The 20226-nt window shown below is 64.1% G+C and carries 11 protein-coding genes; 8 read left to right on the top strand and 3 right to left on the bottom strand.

All coding sequences use genetic code 11. The features are described from left to right. Positions 1–11 precede the first annotated feature (11 nt). Both OKA05_RS08175 and OKA05_RS08170 read right to left on the bottom strand, forming a co-directional pair. Positions 12–3500, bottom strand: coding sequence for a hypothetical protein (locus tag OKA05_RS08175; RefSeq protein WP_264486635.1), 3489 nt, complete (start codon positions 3498–3500; stop codon positions 12–14). Positions 3501–3770: 270 nt separating this feature from the next. After that, positions 3771–8144 (bottom strand): Ig-like domain-containing protein, encoded by a 4374-nt coding sequence (locus OKA05_RS08170; RefSeq protein ID WP_264486634.1) that lies wholly within the window; start codon positions 8142–8144, stop codon positions 3771–3773. 289 nt (positions 8145–8433) lie between these two features. On the opposite strand from OKA05_RS08170, the gene OKA05_RS08165 reads away from it, so the two are divergent. After that, complete coding sequence (locus OKA05_RS08165) at positions 8434–9210, top strand: hypothetical protein (protein ID WP_264486633.1); 777 nt, start codon at positions 8434–8436, stop codon at positions 9208–9210. Here OKA05_RS08165 and OKA05_RS08160 read toward each other — a convergent pair. Then, positions 9179–9997, bottom strand: coding sequence for a glycerophosphodiester phosphodiesterase (locus OKA05_RS08160; protein WP_264486632.1), 819 nt, complete (start codon positions 9995–9997; stop codon positions 9179–9181). The two genes, OKA05_RS08165 and OKA05_RS08160, sit on opposite strands and share 32 nt — an antisense overlap. A gap of 122 nt (positions 9998–10119) precedes the next feature. Here OKA05_RS08160 and OKA05_RS08155 point away from each other — a divergent pair, with 122 nt between their 5' ends. The 7 genes from OKA05_RS08155 (at position 10120) to hflC (ending at position 20219) form a co-directional block, all read left to right on the top strand. Further along, the gene (locus OKA05_RS08155; RefSeq protein ID WP_264486631.1) at positions 10120–11196 is read left to right on the top strand and encodes a M20/M25/M40 family metallo-hydrolase; all 1077 of its coding nucleotides are present in this window, start codon (positions 10120–10122) and stop codon (positions 11194–11196) included. After that, complete coding sequence (locus OKA05_RS08150; protein ID WP_264486630.1) at positions 11193–13154, top strand: nuclear transport factor 2 family protein; 1962 nt, start codon at positions 11193–11195, stop codon at positions 13152–13154. The genes OKA05_RS08155 and OKA05_RS08150 overlap by 4 nt, the downstream gene beginning before the upstream one ends. After that, positions 13151–14098 carry an AAA family ATPase gene (locus OKA05_RS08145; protein WP_264486629.1) on the top strand — a complete coding sequence of 316 codons (948 nt, stop codon included), beginning with the start codon at positions 13151–13153 and terminating at the stop codon, positions 14096–14098. Before OKA05_RS08150 ends, OKA05_RS08145 begins: the two co-directional genes overlap by 4 nt. Positions 14099–14379: 281 nt before the next feature. After that, on the top strand, positions 14380–15120 hold the full coding sequence (locus OKA05_RS08140) for a hypothetical protein (RefSeq protein ID WP_264486628.1): 741 nt from the start codon (positions 14380–14382) through the stop codon (positions 15118–15120). A 79-nt stretch (positions 15121–15199) separates the two neighbouring features. After that, positions 15200–18118, top strand: coding sequence for a sialate O-acetylesterase (locus OKA05_RS08135; RefSeq protein ID WP_264486627.1), 2919 nt, complete (start codon positions 15200–15202; stop codon positions 18116–18118). Between the two features lie 125 nt (positions 18119–18243). Then, complete coding sequence (gene hflK, locus OKA05_RS08130; protein WP_264486626.1) at positions 18244–19233, top strand: FtsH protease activity modulator HflK; 990 nt, start codon at positions 18244–18246, stop codon at positions 19231–19233. Positions 19234–19238: 5 nt separating this feature from the next. After that, the gene (hflC, locus tag OKA05_RS08125) at positions 19239–20219 is read left to right on the top strand and encodes a protease modulator HflC (RefSeq protein WP_264486625.1); all 981 of its coding nucleotides are present in this window, start codon (positions 19239–19241) and stop codon (positions 20217–20219) included. Positions 20220–20226 lie beyond the last annotated feature (7 nt).

Genomic DNA, 20226 nt, shown 5'->3' with positions numbered 1-20226 from the left:
CGGAACTCTTTTCAAATTTCCTCCCGCTTCAGCCAGCGGAAGCGCGTGATCTCGAACTTTCGGCCGAAGTCCGGGTCGGTCTTGCCCGGCCGCGGGTTCAGGCCGAGCGAATCGCCATCGACCGGCACGGGCGTCCGCTGCACCACGGCCTCGCACCAGGCCTCCACCGGTGCCCCGCCATCGGGCGAAGGCGCACTGCCATAGGCGCGGACCACGAAGGAGTCCGACCTCGCGGAAAGGGCCGGACCAATGAATTGCAGCAGGTCTGCCTGCGTGAGGAACCCGGGTGCGCCCCACGCAATGGTGGCCGGTTTGCGCCGTTGGTCGAGCCGGGTGGGATCTTGGATGTGATCGACGTGCGAGTAGTCCGGCAATGCGGTGCGATTGAGCGGCCATGCGTCTTCGAAGGCATGGTTCAGCCCGGCCCGGTCGATCGCCGCCTGGAGAGTTCCCTTATCTCCGCTCGCGTCGTCCCGCAGCCGGCGATTGACGAAATCCGAAAGCGAAAGGAACGGCCCGCGGATCTTCACCTCCTCCGCGATCGCGGTGGCGAGCCTGCGAATCTCGTCGCGGGTGAAAAGCCTCTGTCCGCTCCAGGCTTCCGGGTCGGAAGCCTCCTTCCCATCCCATTCGCCTCCGCTCGCGCCGTAGATCCGCGGGAATGCGATCTTGTCCCCAAACCTGCCACCCGCCCCGGAAAGCAGCAGTGCTTCCCAGGCTTTCGCGCTGGCGGAGTTCACATTGAAAGCGCCGTCGAGCGTCAGCTTGGAGGCGGCGAGGTGGAAGTTGGTCAGATCCGAGGTATCGATTTCCCCCGCCGAGCGATTCGGTAGCAGCCGGCCATTCGGGAGCGGGCTGCGCTCCGGATCGCGGAGGAAGGATTCTTTTTCCGCCGGGGTGCCGGTCGAGAGGAAGAACTCGTCCCACATGGAATGGTTCACCTCATAGCTGAGATCGTAGATCACGTTATGGTCGAGGGGCGCACCCCTCAGCATGTTTCGCGCGAGGTGAGCCCAACTGTCCTGGACCGACACGCCGATCGCGCCGTCCGGGTCGGAGCGCCCGTCCATGCTGTAGCCCAGCGTGTCCTGGTTCCAGCCGCCACGATCGCGGTTGATCCGGTCGCTGCGTACCGGCTCCGTGACCAGACGGCCGACCCGCGGATCGACCAGCGAATTCCCCAGCGGATAGGTGGGATGCCAGATGAATTCGGACAACTTCGCGTGCTGGAAGCAACCCAGCGACGCGATGGCGGTGTCCCGTCGCGGCAGGTCGAAAAGCACCCGCGGATGGCGGAAGCGGATCGCCTGGTCGAAGGGATCGCCGAGATATTTCCCGCTGCCGGGGCGCGGCATCATGCTGTTCCAGTCCACCGCACCATCGAAGAGATCGCGCGTGTAAATGCCGAAGAAATGAGGCGCGACATCCGTGACATTGTCGAAGGGATTGCGCAGCGAATAGGTCGCCCGCATGTTCCAGGTGGCGATCGGCGAGCACTCGAAGTGAGGCGTGCCCGCGAGGCTGCCGGAGCCGATGAGGTTCGATTGGTGTTCCTCGAACCACCGCATGCGGAAGCCATCCCGCGTCCGGCGGTCCGGCACCTGGCTGATCGCGGCGCTCGACTTGGTGGAGCGCGGGAAAGGAACGGGATCGAGATAGCTCCACTCGACCGGGAGCTCGTCGTCATCGCCGAACTGATAGGCGCACGAGACCAGCGAGCCCTGGGGCAGCGCGTTGAAGGCGGTCAGGTCGATGCTGCTGGCGTTGGTCATCGGCTTCCACATCATGAAGTAGTCGTCCGATTGCAAGTAGCCCAGGTCCTGGAGGTCGCCGGTGGGCTTGACCGGAACGAATTCCCGCCACTCCGTCGGGATGGCTGGGACACGGTTGTTGAAGGCCGTGGGGTCCTTGTCTGCATTGTAAACGCGGAACAGCGGGAAGCCGTCGTTGCGCGCGTCCTGGTAGAAACTCACTGCTGCATTCGGAGCGACATCCGGATACATGACATTGTTGGAAAAGGTGACTTCGTCGTAGCGCCGACTTTGCCGCGGCGACCAGACGATGGTTTCCCCGGGAGCGATCTTCGTTCCCATCATGCGGAAGTAGATGCGGCCCTGCTTGCTGCCGCCGTCTTTTCCTCCACTCTCACCCCAGTACATCTTGAAGTCTTGTTTTTTCCCGCCCTGCAGGGTGACCTGGACCTGTTTGCCTCCATTCACATGCATCAGGATCATCGAGTTCGGCACCTCGATCTCGAATTGATAAGGATTCCACAGCGCCACGCGTGGATACATGTGCAGCCGGAGACCATAGGGAGCGGTCGGGTTGGCGGCGGTATCGTCGTAGTAGCTGAGATTGTAGTAGATGGAGCCTTCCACCAGCGTCGGCATCAGGTCGTTCTTCGCGCGATCGTAGAAATCCACTCCACCGGAGCTGCCATTGGTCAGCTTCGGAAGCTCGATGGGTGATTTGAAATTCCCGGGTGAAGTGGAAGCCGCGCGCTTCGCCCAATCGCGTAGAAGCCCGAAGTTTGGCGAGATCCGGTCGAGACGAGGTGCGGTCACGGTCGCGTCCGGCAGCTTGGCGGCGTCGCGGTTGCGCGGGCCGACGAGATTGTCCTCATCCTTCACGCCCGCAGAGAGAGTGCCGTCGTAGTCCAGGTTCGCAATGGGGCCGGAACTCTCGAGATAGGCCGTGAGATCCTTCCGCCAGCCACCGGCGCGCACGTCGGTCAGCAACCCTTTCGAATCGGTGGTGAAATCGTGAAAGCCTTCCCGGGGCACCGTCCCGCCGCCACCCGCGAGATCGAGCTGGCCCGTGGAGACGACTTTCCCGCGGATCTCATCGTCCAGCTCCTTGCCACCGTCCGCGGCGCTCCATGATGCATCCTGTGCAAGCTGGAGGGATCGCCACGGATGCGCCGCCTTGTTCCGCTCCGAGGCATCCCGCGTCGCCACATTGGCCTTGATGCCCAAGTCACCCACCCACCAGGCATAGCTTCCCGCGGACTTCTTGCCATCCGCCAGCGCGACCCGGGGGACTTGCACCCGCGTGCTAATGTCGGGGTCGCCGGAAGCCATCTCGGAAACCAGTTCCACCATGTCTCCTCCATTGCTGTCCGCGTTATATTCCAGCGCTCCTTCGTTGCCACTCACCAAGGTGGCGATGCGCTCGTTCCGCGCGTCCCAAGCCCCCGCCCGGAGATCCTTCAGGCCGCCATTTTCGTTGTCCCTCGTGATGTAGGGCGAGCCATCCTTCCGGGTGCTGCGCCAGACGCTGGTCCAATGGGGATTGGCTTCCTTCAGCAGGCGTCCGTCCGCGCTGACCCGCTGGTCCGGCCCGAGGTGTTGTTGAAGTTCGCCGACGGCGAGTTGGAGGGCGAGCCGCGCGTTGGCGCGGGCGTCGTCCATCGCCGTTTGGGCGGTGGATTTCCTCAGGGAAATGGTGGAGAGGCTGAGCAGGCTGACGGCGAGGATCATCAGCAGCGGCAACAGAGCCATCGCCGCGATCAACGCGAAACCACGCGCTGGTGTTTTCCTGCGAGGTCTGTGGTTTCCCCCGGTGCTGGCGGGAAGCGGATCCGTTGTCTTCGTCCGTCCCTGCGGACTAATCCGGTGGATTCTCCTGAATCTCCTCCACGTGTAGTTCTGCATCTGAATTGAAATAGGTTCTGAAGTCCGGTTGCCCGGTTGAATGAAATGGGGAGGGGGTTCCACTGAGAAAAAGGCGGCCGCTCCCCGTTGAAGGAAGCGGCCGCCTAGGGATGGTCATCAGCCTTCGGTGTATGTCACCGACAGGCGGTAGAAACGCACGTCGTCCTCACCGATCGTGACGATCGCGGAGATCTCGTTCGCGTTATCCACCGTGGGGGTCACGTCTCCCCAAACATCGAGGTCGATGCTGCTCTTGATCTTGTAGACCAAGCGATTGTCCGGGGCTCCCTTGAGGAACCGCAGGACGGTGCCGCCACCCTCGGCCTGCAGGCCGGGCAACTTGTCGAAGGCCTCCGGATCCAGACCCAGTGCATACTCGATCAGCGCGGGGATGCCGTCATGGTCGCCGTCGAAGTCCTGGGTGGCACCGCCGATGCCGTTAGCGGTTGCCCAAGCTTCGAAGCCGCTCTCAACCCCGATGGACTTGGCGGTGTAGATCACCAGCTTCGGCACCTTGGTCGCATCCGCACCGCTGGCTCCGGGCCAGAAGAACTGCCAGCCATCGGTGGTTTCCGGCTTCACGTTGATGCCGTGCTGCCCAGCACCCGCACGCCAGGCACGGACGATCGCGGTAACGTCGAAGGTCGCGATCGAGCCGTGGCCGAGACCGAAGACCCGGGCGTCTTCCGCGATATCGAGCTGCGCGCCGACCTCCGGACCGTAGTAGCCGTAGTTGCTCTCGATCATCCAGTCTTCCAGCATCCGGTGCACCGCGACCGGTCCGGGGGACGCTGAATTCCCGCCGGAGACGGAAGTCAGCACCAGTTCCGCCCGGACGATATCTTCATCCGCCGGAATGGCTTGGGCGCCGGCACCGAATTCCACCGGGAACTGGAACAAGGCCTCCTCGGTGGTGCCGGGCGACGGCTCCAGGTCGATGTAGTTCCCCTGGAGCTGCGCGCCATCCAGGCTGGTTCCCGTACCCCTCAGCTTCACCGACTTGCTCGCGTCGAAGCTGTAGCTGTTGGTTTCGACATCAGGGGTAGGCGGGATGTAGGAGACCACCAGCTTCGGACGGAGATTCGGGTCCGAATTGCCGGAGGTGCAGTAGCCCCAGGCATCGTCCGTGTCCGCGTCATAGAGCGAGAAGCCGTGGTTGTAGTCCTCGCTCTCGTTGTTCTGCACGTTGACCCAGATGCGGACGAACTTCGTCACATCAACGGTGTCGATATCGCCCAGCGCGAGGCCGGCAAAACCAGCCAAGGGCGTCAGCGCGCTGCGTCCACGGACGCCGACATTGCTGCCATTGGTCAGGTTCTCGTAGGTGGTGACCGAAGTCACGACGCCCTTCAAGCGGTCGATCACCCAGGGGCCGCCGGACGTATCCGAGCCGGCCGAACCCGTAGCGATGGTCAGTTCCGCCTTCACGATCGTCGAACCGTAAGGGATCTTTCCCGAGCCCGTGCCGAACATGCTGTCGAAACGCAGGATGCCGTTGATGTCGGTGGTATTGTCGGTCGATCCGTCAACGCCGTAGGTCTGAACGCTCGGGGAGTCCATCTGGTTGACGCTGCCGGTGCCCACCCGCTTGCCGAAGTAGCTGTTGTAGCCGTTCACTCCTTGCTGGAAGGAAACGGTTTGGATGGCCGGGTTGGTTCCAACGTTGCGGATGGTTCCGCTCGCGGTGCCGCTGCCGACGCTGAAGCCCGCACCTTCCGACAAGGTGACGACAACGGTTTCACGCAGTTCGAGGGTCTCGTCGTTCAGGGTGACGATGGGAACTTCCACTTCGGTGACGCCGGCCGCGAAGGTGACCGTGCCGGACGGAGCCACGTAGTCCGTGCCCGCGGTGGCCGTGCCGGACAACGTGTAGTTGACTGTCAGCGGCTGGGACGAATCCCCGCCGAGGCGGCTGAAGCGGTAGGTGAGCGTGTCATCGCCCTCCACGCCTTCCTGAACCTTGTCGACGACATGTGTCACGAAGACCTGCTGGCCGGGATTCGCCAGCGGAGCGGTCGGCACGGCCAGGAAGCGGAAGCCACCGTTCTGGAAAAAGCCGTTGATGCCGGGGAGGTCGTGGGAGAAGACCACGAACTTGTTGCCGCGGGTGTGGTAGGCGAAGACGTTGTCGCCGCCATCACCGTTGTTCACGTCAGCCGTCACGAGCAGCACCGTGTTCGACGGGTTGATCTTGCTGCCGTCGCCGAACTCGATCTCGTAGCCGACACCGGTGCGGACCACACGGGCACCGTGGGCGGCCATGGTCTCGTTGAGCGGGACCAGCGTGGCATCATTCTGAACCAGACCGCTGAGCACCTGCGGGGCGTCGGTCGGAACGTAAAGGAAGCTGGTGCTGTCGCTTTCCGCGGCGCCGTTGTTGTCGACGCTGCGGATGATCCAGGTGTTGGCGTTGCGGCCGATGCAAACGACGTTGTCGGATGCCGCCCCCTGGCTCACGGCCAGCAGGTTCCCGGTCATCGGCAGACCTTCGATCACGAAGTCCGTGCCACTGCTGGACTTGGTGATCGTCACACCCGCCGGCAGGCTCGAGCTGCCGTCGACAATGGAACCGTCGGCTGCCAGGGAGGCGCCCACCCAGCCGCTGGAGTAGGGGAAGAAGCCCATCGCAAAACGGCCGGATTCCGGACGCACCAGGCTGCCTCCCTGCTTGTTGTCCTCCACCTTTAGGGCGATGTTGCCGGTCGCGTTGTAGGCGATCACGTTGTTGTCAACGGAGCCGCGGGTGGGGATCTCGTGGAAGGTGTTGGAAAGGAAGTTGGTCGCGAAAAGGATGCCGGAGTTGAACGGCACGGGTGCGCCACCGATGTTCACGGCCGGTGCGCCACGCACGTCGCCGGCGGTGCCGAAGGCCTGCGACCCCGGCGAATTCGCCAGGATGTTCCATGGCGTGGTCGGGCTGGGCACGTAGTCGACATCCAGCTCGGTGACGTCGGTTTCCAAATCCCCGCCATCGAGGATGGCCGCCGAGTAGCCGGGAACGCTCACGTCGCCGATCGGGACGGTACCGTAGAACCACACGCGCTTGGCACCGGCCACCGCATTGTCGGTGGTGTAGGCGAAGGCTTCCACCAGATGGGTGCCCGTGCCTGCCACTGCCCACGGGATTTCATAAGGCGCGGAGGTCGCGGAGCCGACCAGCACGCTGTCGACATAGAAGTCGACCTTTGCGATTTCAACGTTCCCGGCGGCTGCCACGGACGTCGCCAGCGTGACCGGCTGCCCGACCGTATGGTAGCTGTTCTCCACCGGGCTGCTCAGCGAGACTTCCGGCAGCGGCGCGTTTTCATAGCTGAAAAGGTTCTCCGGGTCGCCCGGGGTCAGGAACACGAAGCTGAACATCTCCTCTGCCGGGGTCGCGCCGTCTTCCAGTTCGGCGGCGATGTTGTCCCGGCTTTCGACGATCCATCCGCCGTCCGCTTGGCTCCACCCGTGGGCCACGAAGTTGTTGCGGTTTTTCGGCGTCGGGGTGGCGCCTGCCACTGGCGAGCCGCCTTCCGCGGAAATGACCAGCGTCCCGTCCTCGTTGATGAACTCGGATCCCTCGGGTCCGATCTTCACGAGCCAGCGGCCGGTGGCGAGCTTGGTGACGGTGAAATCGCCACCAGCGAGCGCCTTGCTACCGTCACTGCGGACCTTGCCCACTGCCATCACCTGGCCCATGCCGGCCGAGACGAGTGGGACATAGACAAACGCGACGCCGGCATCGTTATAGAGCGGCGTGGTGGTCGAGTTGGATTTGGTCGAGACGGTGAAGGTCCCGTCGAGGTTCGGCCGGGCCATCGCCACGAGGCCGGCATTGTCGCCACCGCTGACGAGAAGCACGCCATTCTGCGAGGTGGCGGCTACACCGTGCGAGCGCAGGTGCCGCAGGTCGACCACCGAGACGCCGCTTCCGTCGCGGACGAATTCCTTGCCGAGCCGGATGGCGGACGAGGAGTAGAGCGTGGCCGTCGTCTTGTAGTGACCGGCGAGCCAGCCTTCCGTGTGGGGGAACCACGCGGCGGCGACGTCGATGTTGAGTTCCGAATTGAACGGGCTGGCCGATTCGGCTCCACCCAAGGTGACGTTATTCGAAAGGTAATAGCCGGTGCCCGACGGCTCCGCGCCGGCGGTTCCGTAGGCGACCCCGTTCGGGTACACCGTCGTTGCCGGACCTCCCTTGTTCGGGAGGACGCCGTTCTGGCGAGCGAGTTCCGCGATCGAATTGATCACCACACCCAGGTTCCGCTCGTTCGCCCGGTTGGAGGTGAAGCTCACGTCGATGTCGCCATCGTTGTGGCCGACCACGGAGAAGTTTCTGCTGTTTCCCAAGCCGATGCTGACCGCGACGGCGGGATCCGCGCTGGCCTGGTTGTTGTTCGTGTTGTTGCGCTGGGTCACGTCGAGTGTCGCGTGCTCCAGGCTGAAAGCCGTGCCGCCGAGCGAGCATGCGATCAGCGCCGCTAGGGCTGGTGAGTTTGAATGATTCATGTGCGGCGCGGAAATTGCCGCGTTTGCCCTGTGGAACGAGCGGTTAAAAGTGACAAACAGGACATCAAATTTTCGGGGAGAACCCCAATTTACCAAATATAATCCGCCTAAAAGTGACAAAAAGGTCGCATTAAACCGACCTTAACCACTCGCAAAAGTGACCAAACTTTCACATCACGATTTCCTCACGAAGTGCGAGTTTCAAAACCCAAGGAACCGGTTCCCACTCACCGATTCTTTAAGAGGCCGCCTCCCCGCCAAAGGCGACGCGATTGTCACCAACCCCATCGTGAACCCCCCGGCACTTCCCCCTTACAGCCGGGCTGCCATGATGCTGCGCGCCCTTCGACTGATCCTCGTCTTCCCCCCCCTGTGGGCCTCCGCGCAGGACAAGCCGGCACTTCACACAATGCGGATCTTGCCGCTCGGGGATCCGCCACCATTCCGCCAGGAAGTGCGCAATGGCGTGCGCTACGAAATCCCCGCCGCCGAGGGCACCATCCCGCCGCGGAACCTCGAAATCGCCATCCCCCCAAAGGAGAAGGCTGGCGAACCCACTTCAATGAAGCTGCGGCTCCGGCTCGGCATGATCTCCGAGCCACTTGAATTCCCTCTTCCCGAAACCCGCTCCATCGAGGCCCGCCAAGGCTCCGGCACCTGGGCGAAGCTCCCGCTTTCCAGCTCGGAAGCTACCCTCGTCCTCGTCTGGCGCAGTGGGCCGGACTGGAACAAGGTCGGAGTGCTGCCCATTCCCGACGGAAAGGCTGACCGGAGCCAGGGTGACTGCCGGTTCATCAATGTGACCTCGAAGCCGATGGGTCTCGTCTTCGGGTCCGAGCGCTTGAAGATCGAGCCCCGCACGGCGCTCATGCGCACCCTCCCCGCGGGCACCCAGGAAATCACCGCATCCATCCTCTACCCCGCCGCCGATGGTTCCCTGCAGCCCTGCCTGTCCACCAAGATCATGAAGAGCGCGGAAAAACTCCAGCAGTTCATCATCCACGCCGCCGATGGCGAAAAGCCGAGGATCCCGGTTAAGGTGCTGCCACTGGAGGAACCCCGCTGAGACCCTTGCGTAGGAATTCGGGACGGTTCGTGGTGACCGAAAGCGCACCGAGATCGAGGAAGCGTCGCGCGGTGGCGACTTCGTCCACGGTCCAGCAGTGATACTCGAAGCCGGAATCGCGGATCGCTTTCAGATAGCCTTCATCGAGACGCTCATCCGCCTTCGAGCTAAAGCCGTCCGCCTTGATCTTGCGCAGCGTGGCCAGCACTTCATCCGTGCCCGGATCGAGCGGCGACTCCTTGGCGAAGGAGGACAACCAGCAGGCCTTGTAAGCAGGCTTCACTTTCTTCACCTCGGCGATCACCGGGGCTTGGAAGGAAATGACCACGATCTGCTCGTCCTTCAAGCCGGAGGCCGCGAGGTCTTCTAACATCGCCGGCACGATCTCCGGACCGCACTTCACCTCGACATAGAACTTCTTCCCCGCCGGCACCGTGGCCGCGACCTCGCGCAGGGTCGGCAACTTGGTGCCCTTGAATTCGGGCTTGAACCACGCGCCCGCATCCAGCGCCTGGAGCTCGGCCAGCGTGCTGTCCTTCACGACCTTCTTGGTCCCCGACACGCGCTTGGTATCGTAGTCGTGCAGGCAGACGATCTTGCCGTCCCGGGTCAGGTGGAAGTCGCCCTCGATCGCATCGGCCCCCTGTTTCCACGCAAGCCCGAACGCAGGCAGGGTGTTTTCCGGCGCATCGTGGGACGCGCCCCGGTGGGCGACCAGAAAAGGCTCGGCAGCGTGCATGGCAGTCGCGGCCATCAGGCCGGCGGCAAGGGTGAGAATCGGCTTCATGAAATCGGATCTGGAAAGAACGTCGAGTCCAGCGACGCATCTTTCCCCGGCGGAGCGGGAAGGGGCAACACTTGTGTCACTCGCCGGTTGCCCTCCGGGCCGGGCGTGCTTGAATGGCGCGGATGACGAAAGACGACCGGGAGTTTCTTTTCAGCCTGCTCCAGACGCCCAGCCCCACCGGTTTCGAGATGCCCGGCCAGCGGGTGTGGGCGGACCACCTCCGGCCCTTCGCCACGGAAGTCGCCTGCGACGCCTACGGATCCACCTGGGCCCGGCTCGAAGGCAAATCGCCGCGCACCGTGATGCTGGCCGCCCACGCCGACGAAATCGGCTACATGATCAAGACGATCCAATCCGACGGTTTCATCCGTCTCGACCGCATCGGCGGCAGCGACGTGGCGACCGCACGCGGGCGGCGGATCATTTTCGCCGGCGACAAAGGACCGGTCCCCGGCATCATCGGCAACACCGCGATTCACCTCCGCCGTGACAATGGCGGCGACGAAAAGGCACCGCATGTCCACGAGCTATGGGTGGATGTGGGCGCTTCCAGCGCGAAGGAAGTCGCCACGCTCGGCCTGCGCGTCGGCCACCCGGCGGTCTATGAAGACGGCCCCGCGGAACTCGCCCACAAACGCCTGATCGGTCGGGCGCTGGATAACCGTATCGGCGGCTACATCATCGCCCAGGTCCTGAAACAGATCGCCAAGTCGAAGAAGAAGCCGGCCTTTTCCCTGCTCTGCCTGAATGCCGTGCAGGAGGAAATCGGCGGCCACGGCGCGATGATGGCGACTTACCGTCACAATCCCGACGCCTGCGTTTGCCTCGACGTCACTCACGCGACCGACACCCCGGGGATCGATTCGACCAAGCATGGTGCCGTGAAGCTCGGCGGCGGACCCACCGTGACCCACGGCACGGCGAACCACCCGTTGGTGGTGAAACGCCTGATGGAGGTCGCCTCCAAGGGCAAGATCCCGGTCCAGCACGAGGCCAGCAGCCGCTTCACCGGCACCGACACGGACAAGATTTTCCACATGCGCGAGGGGGTCCCGAGTGCGTTGGTGTCCCTGCCCTTGCGCTGCATGCACTCGGTCGTCGAAACCGCCCATCTGGACGACATCGAGCGGACCATCGATCTCCTCGCCGGATTCGTGCTATCGCTCGGTGCCAAGGACACGTTCCACCAGTCCCTATGAAAAGCTGGCCCGCCGTGCTGACGCTCGCGTGGACCGTGACGGCATCTGCCGCCGACGGGCCGGGCGACGCCGCGCTGTCATTCCTGCGCGGGCTGAAGGACGGCAACGCGGTCTTTTCCGTCGGAGACACTGCCGTCTCGCCGGACGTCCCGGAAGAGGAACGGGCGGACATCGCGGAGAGGCTGGACAAGCTGGGCCGCCACATTCGCCCGGATGATCTGCGGGTGATCGAGGAAAAGGAGGACGGCGAATTGGCCGCCGTGCTCGTTTCGCAGGTGACCAACTACGATTCCGGCAGCGTGCAGATCCACGCCGTGGGACTGGTCAAGAACGCCGGCAAGTGGCGACCCGCGCCGCTCCCCTCCTCTTTCAATAGCACCGGCCTGAGTTTCCGACCGGGCTTTCTGGTCCGCGCCAAGCAACTCGAAGACTGGATGCTGCGGGCCCGCGGCGAGCAACTCGTGCGGCTGAAGGACAACATCTTCTCGATGCTTTCCGAAGAGATGCGGAAGGTGAAAAGCCCGGACGACCTGCACGACTCCACGCCCGAAAAGCTGGCCGGCGATTTCCTCGCCGCACTGGCAGCTCGCAACCTGCCGGCCGCCCTCGCCATCGCCGGCGGCCTCGAGGAACCCCGCCCCGCCGATTGGGACGATACCTTTCAAGCGGTCTCCCGCACCCTGCGTAGCCCGGAGATCCGGCACGAGAAGTGGCGGCTTCTGGCAGCCCCGCAAGCGCTGCGCGCGATCGTGCAGGTCGAGCCGGAAGGCGACGACCGGCTGGTGAGCGTGGTCGCGCTCGATCCCGCCGGCGACTTTTCCGCTCGTCCGCGGCCGAAGCTGGTCCATCTCCCTTTCCTGCGCTCGAAGGCTGGCCAGTGGCGCGTGAAGCTGCCGCAGGAGCTGCTTTCACCCGTGACGCAAAAGGCAAGTCCCGGCCAAGAGGAAGATGACGAGGACTTCGACTCCGAGTTGCTGGCGCGCTATCCCGCAAAGCTGGCCGAGCTCCATCCGCCGGTCCGCGAAGCAACCGCCCGCGCCGCGGCTGAAACCGTGCTTGCCGCCCTGCGCACGGACTCACTGAACGCCCTGTGCCCGCGGCTCGATCTCACCGGACAAGCTGAGGTATCGCTCGATGCTTTAGGACGCGCCGCACGCCTCTGGCAGCGCTTTCATCAACAGGACGACCTGGCCTCGCCGGTGCTTCTCGACGTCCATGAAGAGGGCGATGAAGCCGTCGCGCTGGTCCAACTCGTCTCCGGAAAGGTTCCCGAGAATGCCCGCCTCGAGACCATTTTCCTGCGCCGCAGCGAAGGCGGCTGGCGTTCAAATCCCGGTTTCTCGGGGTCGGCCGCACTTGCCCAAGTGAAGGACGGCGCGGCCTTTGGCCGGTGGATCGCCGACGCGACGAAGGCCCGCAACGACGATTGGTCCGCCGGCCTGCTGCAGCGGATCGGCGGCATCGCCGCGGACTCCGCACCTTCGGAAGACGACGCGCGCCGCATCGTGGAAGAATGGCGCAAGGCCATCGCCACCGGTGACGCGGCCGGCATGCTCGCAGGCTCGGCGTGCTTCGACGACGAGGCCGGCAAGAGCAAGCTGCTGCGCAACACCGGCTACGAGCTGCTCGGCCGCCAGGCGGGGGAAATCCTCGGCGTCCACCGCGCCGGCCGCTGGGCCGCGGTGTCCGTGCGCGTCCCGCCCGCAGCCGGCGACGATTCGGCCGACGCCTACGCCATGCACGTGGTGGCCGCCACGCCCGGCGGCCCGCGCGTGCTGCCGGAGCTGGACTTTTTCGACCCGCTGACCCGCTCGCGCGAATTCCTCAACCGCCGGTTGTGGGATCGCGTGGCCGCCCGCTTGCCCGATGGTGCGCGCGGCGAGCTCGAGTCGATCTACGAGAAACATCGTACGATTTCCGCCGCAGACCGCGAGCGCCGCCTGAAACCCAACGAATGAGCGATCTCATCTCCGCCCGCCAAACCGCCCGCCGCTTGGAAGACGCCGTCCGCACCGTGGTGCGCGGCCAGGACGGTGCCCTGCGCAACATCCTTGCCAGTCTCGCCGCCGGCGGCCACGTACTCGTCGAGGACGTGCCCGGCACCGGCAAAACCACGCTCGCGAAGGCCATCGCCCGCGCCGTGTCCGGGGTCGGCTTCAAGCGCGTGCAATTCACGCCCGACCTGCTGCCCGGCGACATCCTCGGTGTGTCCATCTTCGATCCCCGCACCCAGGAGTTCCGCTTCCGGCCCGGCCCGGTCTTCGCCGACATCCTGCTGGCGGATGAGATCAACCGCGCCTCCCCGCGCACCCAGTCCGCTCTGTTAGAAGCGATGGCCGAGCGTCAGGCGACCATCGATGGCGAGCGCCACGACCTCAACGGCCTGTTCTTCGTCATCGCCACGCAGAATCCGGTCGAGTTCCGCGGCACCTATCCGCTGCCGGAAGCACAGATGGACCGCTTCATGGTGCAGAGCCGCCTCGGCTACGTCACCCCGGAGGAAGAGCGGGCAATCCTTTCCGACCAGATCGACACGCATCCGGTCGATCGCCTCGAACCGGTGATCAACCGCGACGATCTCGTTGGCCTGTTAGGCGCGACCCGCACGGTCCGCATCAGCGATGAACTGCGCGGCTACATCGTCGACATCGTCTCCTCTACCCGTGGTCGCGACGATGTCCAGCTCGCCGCCAGCCCACGCGCCTCGATCGCCCTGATGAAGATGGCCCAAGCGCTGTCCTTGTTCGAAGGCCGCGAGTTCGTCGTGCCGGAAACCATTCAAACCGTCGCGGCCGACGTGATCGCCCACCGCATGGTCATTTCCCCGGAAGCGAAGCTCTCCGGTGTGACCGGCCGCCAGGTGGTCGCCGACATTCTGGAAGAAGTCCCGGTGCCGGTGTAGGACCGGCTCGATCTGCGGCAATACTCCACGCAGGCGGCCCGATCCCCGGGCCGATAGTGAAGCTTTTGATAAATCGCACCGCTCCGTGAGTCGGTACCGGTGACGAACCACCGTCATTCGACGCGTACGCAGCGAAAGGGTCGGGCCCGGGTCTTCCTCGGCCGCGCAACGGGGAGAGCAACGCACGCCAAGCGACACAAACGTCACCATGTTTCCAAAAAGAAACTTTATGACACCAAAGAGAAACATTAGTGCGATGTTTGTCTGAGCCACTACTCCGCATGAAAAGGACCATTTTTCTTCCCGCGATCGTGTTGTTTTCTGCCAATCCGGCTGCTGATGCCGCGGCGGTCCTGATTACGAATTTCAACATGGAGTCGGCACCGACCGCGCGTACCGATGGGGCCATCACCAGCACCCTGGCGACCGGGTGGACCCATACCAACCTCAGCGGAGCGACCGGCGTCTTCACGTTCAACACCACGACCACGACCCGCTATTACAACGAGCTGGATTTCGCCGATACCCAGCCCTCCGGAGGTGCCCATGGCACCATGGCAGGGCCGAATTTCGCCGGCATCTCGGGCGATGGCAGCGGCAGGATCGATCAGACGCTCGCCGCCACGGTCGGGGCCAATACGCAGTATACCCTCACTGTCGCCCTGGGCCATCGCACGGTGGATTCCGGCGCGGCGGCCACAGCTTCCACCGTCACCCTCGAACTCCTTGCAGGCGGGGTATCGCTCGCCACCGCAACCTACAACCCAAGCGGAGGTATCTGGAACGACAGCGGGACAAATCCAGACGACACTTGGGCGGATGCTTCACTGGTGTTCACCTCCGGTGCCGCTCCAGCACAGCTCGGACAAGCCATCACCATCCGGTTCATCAAATCCGGCGCGGGCGGCAACTACATGGACATCGACAATGTCCGCCTCGATGCGACGGCCGTCCCCGAGCCATCGCTGGCACTGCTCGCCGGCCTTGGCGGGCTGTCGCTGCTTCGTCGCCGGCGCCCCTGACCTGCTTTTCGCGCGAGCCAGCGCTTGACCCCGGGTGCGGACCATCCCGCTCGCGACCCTGACTCTTCTTCAAACCACCATGAAGTCCCTATCAACACTCGCCGCACTGGCGATTGGCTTCGGCCCGCTCGCTGCGGCTCCCGTCGCAATCACAAATTTCAACATGGAGTCGGCACCGACCGCGCGTAGCGACGGGGCCATCACCAGCACCCTGGCGACCGGGTGGACCCATACCAACCTCAGCGGAGCGACCGGCGTCTTCACCTTCAACACCACGACCACCACCCGCTATTACAACGAAGCGGATTTCGCCGACACCCAACCCTCCGGCGGGGCTCATGGCACTATGGCAGGACCGAATTTCGCCGGCCTCTCCGGCGATGGCAGCGGCAGGATCGATCAGACGCTCGCCGCCACGCTCGCCGCCAGTACCCAATATACCCTCGCTGTCGCCCTGGGCCATCGCACTGTGGATTCCGGCGCTGCGGCTACGGCTTCCACAGTCACCCTCGAACTCCTTGCAGGTGGGGTATCGCTCGGCACCATCGTCGCCAATCCCGCCGCCGGTGTGTGGGACGACAGCGGGACAAATCCGGACGACACCTGGGCCGACTCTTCACTCGTGTTCGTCTCCGGTGCGAATCCAGCACAGCTCGGACAAGCCATCACCATCCGGTTCACCAAATCGGGCGCGGGTGGCAACTATATGGACCTCGACAATGTCCGCCTCGACGCCACCCCCGTCGTCACCCCGCCTGCCGTTGATTTGAACCAAGGGCTGGTCGCCTATTTCCCTTTCGAAACGGATGCCGCCAACCGTGCCGGCGCAACCGACGGCACCCTCCGCTCAGGCGCGCTCGCCGGACAACCCGGCGGGCAGGTCGGAAACGCGCTGTCGCTCCGCAGCACCGGCGGATCCGCGAACGAGCACTTGAACGTGGCGATTGGCTTCGGCGGCGCCCCCAGCGACACAAATCTGGGCAACAATTTCACGATCAGCACGTGGTACCAACTGGATCAACCGCCATCCGGCAGTGCCTCGGGCCGCTACTTCGTGTTCGAAGGCGACGGCAGCACCGGCCAGGGCTTCGAGGTATCGTACGGCCTTCGTGACCTCTCGCTCGGCACGCCGGGTCTCAACGATGGCCAGATCTTCACCGACACCACCACGACCAGTCCCGCAGGGGCGAATTCGTTGAACCGTGCGGATGCTGCCACCGCCGGCTGGCACCACGTCCTGCAAACTTACTCCAGCAACGGCACGGTGACCACGATCACCACCTACATCGACGGGGTGGCAGCGGGCACGCTCACCCCGCAGACCTCGGCGATGATCGATGGCGGGCTGAACTTCGGTGCCGCCCGTAGCGCCGTCTTGGACCGCGGCTTTGACGGCAAGATTGATGAAGTTGCCCTGTGGACGCGGGTCTTGAATGCCGAGGAGATCGCCGGCGTACGCTCCTTGGGCTTGGCCGGCTCGCCAATTGCCAATCCGCCCCTGATCTCCTCGTTCACCGCGTCTCCCGAAACCTCCAGCCCCGGCGGACAGGTGACGTTGTCGTGGTCGGTGAGCGGTGCCGAAACTGTCGTGATCTCGCCAGGCGTCGGCACCGTTGCCGCGAGCGGTTCGGCGGTGGTATCAGTCAGCGACCCCGTCACCTACACGCTCGCCGCAACGGGAGCGGACGGCGCACAGGATCGCAAATCGCGGGCGATCACCGTCAGCAAGGGCCCGATCCACGTCTTCCTTCTCGGCGGCCAGTCGAACATGCAGGGGGTGGGACAGAAATCCAAGTTGGTCCCGCTTGGCCTCGATTCAATCCCCGAGGTCATGCTCTACCACTCCACCGGCACCTCCAGTACCGGCGGGGCCAACCAGTGGATCACCGTCCGGGCGAATGGCTTCGACAGCGCCAGCTTCGGCCCCGAAATCGGCTTCGCGGAGGCCACCCGCGTCCTCCGTAGCGGGGAACGGGTCGCCCTCATCAAGCACGCCGTGGGCGGCACCAGCCTGCAGGTCAAATGGAAGCCCGGCGCGAGCAACGCGGACAACGCGAACTTCGGCGTCGAATACGCCACCTTCGTCAGCACGGTGAACAACGCGATCACCGCGCTGCGGGCCCAGGGATACCAACCGGTGATCGACGGCATGCTGTGGCAGCAGGGCGAGCAGGATTCCAAGGCCGGCATCAACACCGGCGGGGATGGCAATGCCACCAGCGCCATCGACTACGGTGCGAACCTGAAACACTTCGTCGCCCGCGTCCGCGAACAATTCGCGGCCGATATTTCCCCGCAGGGTCTGCGCTTCGTGCTCGGTCAGGTGACCCCCTACTACCCGGCGGGCGGCACACTGGAAACGGACTACCCGGCCCGCGACACGATCCGCCAGGCACAGCTCGACGCCGACGCGGATTCCGGGGCGGCGCTGTCCATCGTCAACACCGGCACCGTGCCCACCAACGACGTGGAATTCCCGGTGCATGAACAGGAACTCGATGGTTATCGCGACACCGATGAAGCCCACTTCAACGCCGCCGCCCAACTCCGCCTCGGCCGCAGGATGGCCTACGAAATGTTCGGGCTGGCTCCGCAGAGTTACTTGGAGTGGTCGGATGATTTCGATCTCGCCGGCGACGCGGATGACGACGACGACAGAGATGGCTCCTCTAACTTTCTGGAATTCGCGGCCGGAAGCGATCCGACCGATGCTACAAGCGTCATTCGCCCGGCAGCCGGGTTCGAGGTGGTCTCCGGCGCTCCTTTCCTGACGACCTCCTTCCCGGTCAATCTCAATGCAAGAGGTGTGGCCTGGCAGGTGGAATACTCGGAGAACCTGGTCGCTTGGAACCCGGGCAGCGGCCCGGTGCTCCTCACCGCCAGCTACCCGGTGCCGGGGATCGCACACTGGAAATTCCGGGCGCCCGTCGGCACGGCGGGCCATCCGGCCGGCTTTCTGCGGATGGCGGCAAAAGCTGTGCCCGAGCTGGTTCCCTGACCGGGCGGCTCCCGGTGAAATCCGGTGCCGGTGTAATCCTCGCGGAGAATCTGCGGCGGAAATTGCAGTCGTCTACTTGGACCCCATCGGTCCATATGGGACCTGCTCAAACCGTTTTCGCCGCCATGCCCGGACCACCTCCACTTTCTTCCCTCCGCTTTCCCAAGCCCCGCTTCGGCTTGGTGCTGCGGCTGATCTTTCTCATCCCGCTGGGGATCCTGCTGCTTTCCGGGATCTTTTCGTCGTTTTACACCGTCAGCCCGGAGTCGGTGGCGGTGATCCAGCGTTTCGGGAAATTCACGAATGTCGCCGAGCCAGGCCTGCATTTCAAGATCCCCTTCGGCGTCGATACCGCGACCATCGTGCCGATTCGCCGGCAACTGAAGCTCGAGTTCGGCTTCAACTCACCCGGCGCGACCAACCGCGACCAAGCCAGTGAAAACCCGGCGCTCGAACGCGACATGGTCACCGGTGACCTCAACGCCGCCCAAGTGGAGTGGATCGTCCAGTACGGCATTTCCGAGCCCCAGAAGTACCTCTTCCACGTCCGCGACCCCGGCCCAACCCTGCGCGACCTCACCGAAAGCGTGATGCGCGAGGTCATCGGCGACCGCACTGTCGATGAAGTGCTGACGATCGGCCGCACCGAGATCGAAACCGAGTCGTTGGTGAAGCTGCAAAAGCTCCTCGAGCACATCGAGATGGGCGTCAAGGTCGAGCAGATCCAGCTCAAGAACGTCAATCCGCCCGGCCCGGTGCAGCATTCCTTCGAGGAAGTGAACCGCGCCCAGCAGGAGCGCGAGCAGATGATCAACGAGGCCAACGGCCAGTACAACCGGGTCATTCCGAAGGCACGCGGAACCGCCCAGCAAACCATCGCCACCGCGGAAGGCTACGCCTTCCGCCGCGTCAATGAAGCGCAAGGCGATGTCGCCCGCTTCCAACAGCTCCTGCTCCAGTATGACAAGGCCCCTGCCATCACCAAGCAGCGCCTCTATCTGGAAACGATGAACGAGGTCCTGCCCAAGCTCGGCAACAAGGTGATCCTCGATGAGGACGCCAAGCAGTTCCTCCCGCTGATGAATCTCAACCAAGCCGTGGCACCCGCCCGCTGATCTCCATGAAACGCCCCGTTTTCATCCTGACCCTCGTCGGCGCCTTCCTCGCCTTCCTGATCCTGAGCGGCAGCCTCTACACGGTGAGCGAGACCGAGCAGGTCTTCATCACCGAGTTCGGCAAGCCCGTCGGCACCCCGATCAATGCCGATCCGGCGAAGAACGAGGCCGGCCTGCATTTCAAGAAGCCCTTCATCCAGGAGATCAACCGCATCGAGAAACGCATCCTCGAATGGGACGGCCCGGCCACCGAAATGCCGACCCGCGACAAGCTCTACGTGTCGGTCGACAACTTCGCTCGCTGGAGGATCTCCGATCCCAAGATCTACTTTGAAAAGCTGCGCGACGAACGCAGTGCCCTCTCGCGACTCGACGACATCATCGGCAGCGAGACTCGCAACGTGATCGCCTCCCACGACCTGATCGAAGTCATCCGCAGCGACAAGGATCGCAAACCGGTGCGTGACGAAGCGCTGGCCGCCGCCGACTCGAATCTCGGCGTGCTGCCGCCCATCCGTGAGGGCCGCGCATTCCTCGACCAGCAGATCCTCAAGGCCGCCGCGCCGAAGGTGAGATCGTGGGGCATCGAACTCATCGACATCCGCTTCAAGCGCATCAACTACAAGCCCGGCGTCATCGAGAAGATCTACGCGCGCATGGCCTCCGAGCGCCAGCAGATCGCCGAGCGCTTCCGCTCCGAAGGCGCGGGCGAAGCCGCCAAGATCCTCGGCCGCAAGGAGCGGGATCTCCAACAGATCGACTCCGAAGCCTACCGCACGCAACAGGAAATCCGCGGCAAGGCCGACGCCGAGGCAACCGGCATCTATGCCACCGCCTACAATTCGAGTCCCTCGGCAGCGGAGTTCTATCAGTTCATGAAGACGCTGGAGACCTACCAGACGCTGTCCAAGGACACCACGGCGGTCTTCACCACCGACAGTGACCTGTTCCGGCTGCTCAAGCGGATCGATCCGAAGCAAGAGTAGCCCCGCA

This window comes from Luteolibacter arcticus (genome assembly GCF_025950235.1).
Classification (GTDB): domain Bacteria; phylum Verrucomicrobiota; class Verrucomicrobiia; order Verrucomicrobiales; family Akkermansiaceae; genus Haloferula; species Haloferula arctica.
Note: the sequence above shows the minus strand (reverse complement) of the source record. Positions and strands in the feature narration are given on the sequence as shown.

Coding starts and splice junctions, on each gene's coding strand:
- OKA05_RS08170 (WP_264486634.1), bottom strand. CDS start 8,144: ATGAATCATTCAAACTCACCAGCCCTAGCGGCGCTGATCGCATGCTCG.
- hflC (WP_264486625.1), top strand. CDS start 19,239: ATGAAACGCCCCGTTTTCATCCTGACCCTCGTCGGCGCCTTCCTCGCC.
- OKA05_RS08145 (WP_264486629.1), top strand. CDS start 13,151: ATGAGCGATCTCATCTCCGCCCGCCAAACCGCCCGCCGCTTGGAAGAC.
- hflK (WP_264486626.1), top strand. CDS start 18,244: ATGCCCGGACCACCTCCACTTTCTTCCCTCCGCTTTCCCAAGCCCCGC.
- OKA05_RS08175 (WP_264486635.1), bottom strand. CDS start 3,500: ATGGCTCTGTTGCCGCTGCTGATGATCCTCGCCGTCAGCCTGCTCAGC.
- OKA05_RS08155 (WP_264486631.1), top strand. CDS start 10,120: ATGACGAAAGACGACCGGGAGTTTCTTTTCAGCCTGCTCCAGACGCCC.
- OKA05_RS08160 (WP_264486632.1), bottom strand. CDS start 9,997: ATGAAGCCGATTCTCACCCTTGCCGCCGGCCTGATGGCCGCGACTGCC.
- OKA05_RS08135 (WP_264486627.1), top strand. CDS start 15,200: ATGAAGTCCCTATCAACACTCGCCGCACTGGCGATTGGCTTCGGCCCG.
- OKA05_RS08150 (WP_264486630.1), top strand. CDS start 11,193: ATGAAAAGCTGGCCCGCCGTGCTGACGCTCGCGTGGACCGTGACGGCA.
- OKA05_RS08140 (WP_264486628.1), top strand. CDS start 14,380: ATGAAAAGGACCATTTTTCTTCCCGCGATCGTGTTGTTTTCTGCCAAT.